The 6,095-nt window shown below is 73.7% G+C and carries 6 protein-coding genes; all 6 read right to left on the bottom strand.

All coding sequences use genetic code 11. The annotated features are described in order from the left end of the window. Positions 1–33: 33 nt before the first annotated feature. Positions 34–2,802, bottom strand: coding sequence for a DEAD/DEAH box helicase (locus E1200_RS30325; protein WP_131955563.1), 2,769 nt, complete (start codon positions 2,800–2,802; stop codon positions 34–36). 101 nt (positions 2,803–2,903) lie between these two features. Continuing rightward, positions 2,904–3,728 (bottom strand): twin-arginine translocase subunit TatC, encoded by an 825-nt coding sequence (tatC, locus tag E1200_RS30320; protein ID WP_347813249.1) that lies wholly within the window; start codon positions 3,726–3,728, stop codon positions 2,904–2,906. 99 nt (positions 3,729–3,827) lie between these two features. Beyond that, positions 3,828–4,151 (bottom strand): Sec-independent protein translocase subunit TatA, encoded by a 324-nt coding sequence (tatA, locus tag E1200_RS30315; protein ID WP_131955561.1) that lies wholly within the window; start codon positions 4,149–4,151, stop codon positions 3,828–3,830. 24 nt (positions 4,152–4,175) lie between these two features. Beyond that, positions 4,176–4,397 carry a hypothetical protein gene (locus tag E1200_RS30310; RefSeq protein WP_131955559.1) on the bottom strand — a complete coding sequence of 74 codons (222 nt, stop codon included), beginning with the start codon at positions 4,395–4,397 and terminating at the stop codon, positions 4,176–4,178. Positions 4,398–4,419: 22 nt separating this feature from the next. After that, a complete protein-coding gene (locus E1200_RS30305) occupies positions 4,420–5,454 on the bottom strand; it encodes a WYL domain-containing protein (RefSeq protein WP_131955557.1) in 1,035 nt (344 codons plus the stop codon). After that, positions 5,451–6,095: WYL domain-containing protein (locus E1200_RS30300; protein ID WP_131955555.1), on the bottom strand; the 645-nt coding region annotated here is incomplete at its 5' end. The genes E1200_RS30305 and E1200_RS30300, both read right to left, overlap by 4 nt.

Raw genomic sequence — 6,095 nt, 5'->3', positions numbered from 1 at the left:
CGGGCGGGCCGTGCCTTGGGGGCGCGCGGCGGGTCAGGCGACGGAGGAGTACGCCACGACGCCGCGGCGCATGGCGTCCATGGCGCGGCGGGCCGTCCTGCGGATGTGGCTGTTGGGCGGCGCGGCGTCGGCGACCTGCCCGAGCAGGTCCAGGAGCTGCTTGACGGCGCGGACGAAGTCGCCCGCGGTCAGGTCGCTCTCCAGCAGCACCGCGTCGAGGTCGTCGCCCTTCGCCCACCGGTACGCCGTCCACGCGAACCCTAGGTCGGGCTCGCGCAGGAACGACACCCGGTTGTCGCGCTCGACGGCGTCCAGCTCGCCCCACAGCCGCACCATCGCCGCCAGCGCGTCCTGCGCGGCGCCGCCCGGGGTGCGGGGCGGCGCGGCGTCGTCGGGCTGCCGCGACTCGTACACCAGCGCGGACACGCACGCGGCGAGCTCGGCGTGGCCGAGCTTCTCCCACAGGCCCTCGCGGAGGCTCTCGGCGGTGAGCAGGTCCAGCTCGTTGTAGATGCGGCCGAGGCGGCGGCCCTCCTCGGTGACCGAGTCGCCGTCGAGGTAGCCGAGCTGCTGCAGGACGGCGCACACCCGGTCGAACGTCCGCGCGATGACCTGGGAGCGGCCTTCGACGCGGCGCCGCAGCTGCTCGGTCTCGCGGTCCAGCCGGTGGTACCGCTCGGCCCACCGGGCGTGCTCCTCGCGCCGGTCGCAGCCGTGCACGGGGTGGCGGCGCAGCTCGCCGCGCAGCCGCGCCACCTCCTCGTCCTCGGACGCGGCGGAGTCGGCGCGGGTCCGCTTGCGGGACCGCACCTCGTCGGGGACCTTGTTGCGCAGCGTGGCGGCCAGGTCGCGGCGGTCCTGCGGGTTGCGGGGGCTGAACGACTTGGGGATCCGCAGCCGCTCGACGGGCTCGACGGCGCGGGGGAAGTCCTGGATCGACAGGCGCTGCACCGACCGGTTCACCGTCAGCACCAGCGGCGCGGGCCCGTCGGAGCGGCGCCCGACCCCGGGGTCCAGGACGACGGCGAGGCCGGACCGCCGCCCCGACGGCACGATGATCACGTCGCCGGGCCGCAGGTGCTCCAGCGACCGGGCGGCCTCGGCGCGGCGGGCGCCGGCCCGCTCCCGCGACAGCTCCGCCTCCCGGTCCGACAGGCGGCGCCGCATCGCGGCGTACTCCATGAAGTCGCCCAGGTGGCATTCGGCGGCCTTCGCGTACCCGGCGAGGGCCTCCTCGTTCTTGTGGACCTGCCGGGCCAGGCCGACGACGGCGCGGTCGGCCTGGAACTGCGCGAACGACTCCTCCAGCAGCGTCCGGGCCCGCTCGATGCCGACGGCGCCGACGAGGTTGACGGCCATGTTGTACGACGGCCGGAAGCTGGAGTTCAGCGGGTAGGTGCGCGTGCCGGCCAGGCCCGCGACCGACCCCGGGTCGACGTTCGGGCCCCACACCACGACGGCGTGGCCCTCCACGTCGATGCCGCGCCGCCCGGCGCGCCCCGTCAGCTGCGTGTACTCGCCGGGGGTGAGGTCGACGTGCGCCTCGCCGTTCCACTTGTCGAGCTTCTCGATCACGACGGTGCGGGCGGGCATGTTGATGCCGAGCGCGAGCGTCTCCGTCGCGAACACCGCTTTGATCATCCCGCGGGTGAACAGCTCCTCGACGATCTCCTTGAACGTCGGCAGCATCCCGGCGTGGTGGGCGGCGACGCCGCGCTCCAGCGCGGCGAGGAAGTCGCCGTACCCGAGGATCCGCAGGTCCTCGGCGGAGATGTCGGCGGTGCGCAGTTCGGCGTGCGCGCGGATCTCCTCGGCCTCCTCCTTGGAGGTGAGCCGGACCCCGGCGTGCAGGCACTGCATGACGGCGGCGTCGCAGCCGGCGCGGCTGAAGATGAACGTGATCGCCGGGAGCAGCCCGGCGCGGTCGAGCCGCTCGATCACGTCGGGCCGCGCGGGGGGCCGGAACCGCTGCGGGCGCGGCGCGCGGCGGCGGCCGGTGCGGCGGCCCTGGTTGACCTTGGCGCGGCGGACCTCCTCCACCGCCATCCGGGTGAGCTGCGGGTTCAGCCGGGCCTGCCGGTCCTTGCCCTTGCCGGTGTCGACGAACAGGTCGTACAGGCGGGTGCCGACGAGCATGTGCTGGAACAGCGGGACGGGGCGGTGCTCGTCCACGATCACCGCGGTGTCGCCGCGGACCTCGTGCAGCCACTCGCCGAACTCCTCGGCGTTGCTGACGGTGGCCGACAGCGCCACGATCCGCACCGACTCCGGCACGTGGATGATCACTTCTTCCCAGACGGCGCCGCGGAACCGGTCGGCGAGGTAGTGCACCTCGTCCATCACCACGAACGCCAGCCCGCCGAGGGTGTGCGACCCGGCGTACAGCATGTTCCGCAGGACCTCGGTCGTCATCACCACGACCGGGGCCTCGCCGTTGACGCTGTTGTCGCCGGTGAGCAGCCCCACCTTCTCCGGGCCGTAGCGGCGGACGAGGTCGGCGTACTTCTGGTTCGACAGCGCCTTGATCGGGGTGGTGTAGAAGCACTTGCCGCCGCCGGCGAGGGCGAGGTGGACGGCGAACTCCCCCACCACCGTCTTGCCCGACCCGGTCGGCGCGGCCACCAGCACGCCGCTGCCGCCCTCCAGCGCCTTGCACGCCTCGATCTGGAACGGGTCCAGGTCGAAGTCGTACAGGGTGCGGAAGTCCAGCAGGGCCGGGCCGCTGCCCGCGGTGCGCGCGCGGTAGGAGGCGTACCGCTCCGCCGGGCTCTGCCCGGCCGGCGTCGTATCGGGGGAGGTCATGCCTTCGAGCCTACGGTTTCGACAGGCCCGATTCCCAATCGCCGGCCCGGCCGTCCGGCGCGGCGCGCCACGCTGGGCGGCGCGCCATGCCGGGCGGTGCGTCAGCCGGTGCGTCCGCCGGCGCGGCCGCCCTTCTCCAGCTCGGCGTCGATCTCCTCCAGGTTCAAGGGGGACGCCTCGTCGTCGGACAGGCCCGCGTAGTCGTCGCCCCGGCGGGCCGAGCGGCGGTCGTGCAGGTACGCGAACAGCTCGGCGAACTCGAACAGCACGATCGTCGGCAGCGCCAGCGCCAGCATGGTGACCGGGTCCTGGCTCGGGGTGGCGACCGCGGCGAACACGAACACCCCGAACACCAGCAGCCGCCGCGACTTGCGGATCCGCTCGTGGGACAGGACCCCGACCAGGTTCAGCATGACGACGAACAGCGGCAGCTCGAACGTCAGCCCGAAGATGAACAGCATCGCCTGGGCGTAGCCGAGGTAGTCCTGGACGCCGACGAGGACCGTCGTATCACCGGGCGCGAGCCCGATGAAGATCTGCAGGCCCTTGTCCATCGTCACGTACGCCAGCGCGGCGCCGAGGAAGAACAGCGGCACCGCCGCCGCCATGAACACGTAGGTGTAGCGCCGCTCCTTGTTGTACAGCCCGGGCGCGACGAACGCCCACAGCTGGAACAGCCACACCGGCGACGACAGCACGGCGCCGATCATCAGCGACACCTTCAGCCGGACGAAGAACCCGTCGAAGATGCCGTGCACGACCAGGTCGCACTTGCCTTCCAGGCAGTGCTCGGGCGGGATCTGGGTGTAGGGCTGCTTCAGGAAGTCCCAGATCGGCTCGAACAGGATCCAGCCGATGACCGCGCCGACCACGAGGCCGAGGATCGCCTTGATCAGCCGGTTGCGCAGCTCACGCAGATGCCCCATCAGGGGCATGCGGCCGTCGGGGGTGGCGGCAACACGCCTGTTCCGCTTCATCGTCGCATTCAGGCTCGGGGGTGGGGTGGCGTCGTCGCGGGGCGGCGGTCAGCCGCCGTCACGAGCACGGCCCGGGTCCGACACCGGCACACCCTGGATGGGCTCGCCCGAACCCAGCGCGCCGCGCGGCTGCTGCGAGCCGTCGCCGTGCTCGCGCGCCGGCGGGTTCTGCGCGCTCTGCGCGGCAGGGGCGGCCTTGGACCTGCGATCCTCGTCTGCGTCATCGTCGTCGTGCAGGCCCTTCGTCTCGGCCTTCAGGATCCGCGCCGACTTACCGAGCGAACGCGCCAGCGTGGGGAGCTTCGCCGATCCGAACAGCAGCAAGACGACGGCAAGGATGATCAGAATCTCGGTCGTGCCAAGTCCAGCCATGTCATTCCTTCTCAGCAGGGGTGCTCAGGTCGATCGTACGCCGTCCTCGGGCGGTTGTGGGGCCCGCGTCTTCTCCATTCGCGAGACTTCATCGAGCAGCGCCGAGTGCCCGCGCTCCAGCCGCCGCCTGGTCCGCTCCAGCTCACGGCCGAAGCGCCGCACGCTCAGCCACACCTTGAACGCGCACCAGGCGAGGACGGCAAGGCCCGCGAAACCCAGCGACACCGACACCGCAACCCACGCCACACGGCCACGGTAGCCGATCGCCTCAGGCCATGCCGTAGCGGCCCAGGGCCCGCGCCGCGTCCGCGCGGATCCCCGCCGCCAGCGCCGCCGGCGCCACCACGCGCCCCTGGTCGCCGAGCCGCAGCGCCAGCCCCCGGATCCACCGGCTGTCGGGCGTGCGCAGCACCACCCGCAGCCGCCCCTCCCCGAGCTCCTCGACGCTCTCGCACGGGTAGTAGTCGGCGACCCACCGGCCGCGCGGCGTCAGCTCCAGCGTCACCGCCTCGTCCTGCGGCGACGGCCGGAACAGGCCCGCGTCCACGTCGATCGGCTCGGCGTCGTCCGGCACCCGCGCCGCCACGTCCAGCACCTCCAGGCCCGCGATCCGGTCCAGCTTGAACAGCCGCACCGCCTCCGCGCGCCGGCACCACCCCTCCAGGTAGGTGTTGCCCTCCACCACAAGCAGCCGCATCGGGTCGACGTCGCGCTCGGTGTTCTCGTCGCGCGCCGGGACGTAGTACGTCAGATGCACCCGGCGGCCGCCGCCGATCGCGTCCCGCAGCCGCCCCAGCACCGCGCCGCCGGCGTCGGCCGAGCCGCCGCGCGCGTCGACCTCCACCGCGACCTGCCCCGCCACCGACGCCGCCGCGCCCGCCGCGGTCTCCAGCTTGGCGATCAGCCGGCTCAGCGCGTCCCGGTCGTCCAGGCCCGGGATGCCCGCCAGCATCCGCAGCGCCACCAGCAGCGCCGCCGCCTCGTCCACCTTCAGCCGCAGCGGCCGCGCGATCGACTCCGCCTCCGCCACCGTGATCTCCCCGCCCTCGTAGGACAGGTCGATCGGGCAGTACGGGTCCGGGGCGCGCAGCTCCACGCACCACAGCAGGTTCAGGTCGTCGATCAGCTGCTTCTCGGTCACCCCGAACGCCGCGGCGGCCTCCCCGAGCAGTACCGAGTCGCGGTTCACCACGTACGGGACCAGCGCCAGCAGCCGCCCCAGCCGGTCCGTCGACGTCGTCGCCTGCCCCCGCGCCGGCGCCTTCGCGCCGCCCGGGTTCTTCGCCGGTGTCCGCGCCGTCATCGCCCCCGCACCGTCCCCTCCGGCTCCGCCGGGCCGTGCGCGCCTCCCGGCTCCGCCGGGCCGTGCGCTCCCGCCAGCACCGACTTCAGGTGCTGGATCACCGCCTCCCGCAGGTCCGGCGGATCGACCACCACCACGTCGTCGGCGAACCGCGCCAGGTACGGCGCGAACCGGTCCGCGTCGCGGAACGCCAGCGTCGCCTCGTCCCACTCCCCGCCGGCCGGGCCGTCCTGCGCGGGACGCACGTCCGTGGCCCACCGCCGCGGCCCCTGCGCAGCCCCCGCCCGCAGCAGCACAGTCGCCGGACGCGGCTCGCTCACCGGGTCGCCCCAGTCGAACGCGATCCGCCGCACGTCCACCCCGTCGGGCACCGTCACCGACCCCGCCGGCCCGTCCGCCGCCACCTCGCCCGCGATCCGGCTCAGCCGGAACACCCGCTGCTCCTCCCGGTCCCGGTCGAACCCCACCACGTACCAGCGGCCCCGCCGGCTCACCACGCCCCACGGCTCCAGATGCCGCCGCGCCACCGACTTCCGCCCGATCCCCCGGTAGTCGAACGCGACCGGCCGCCCGTCGCGCACCGCCTCCCACAGCGCCGGGAACGCCGGATCCTGCGTGTTGACGCGCGGCTCGATGCCCAC

This window comes from Actinomadura sp. GC306 (assembly GCF_004348665.1).
Lineage (GTDB): Bacteria > Actinomycetota > Actinomycetes > Streptosporangiales > Streptosporangiaceae > Spirillospora.
This window is presented reverse-complemented; position numbering and strand designations above follow the sequence as displayed.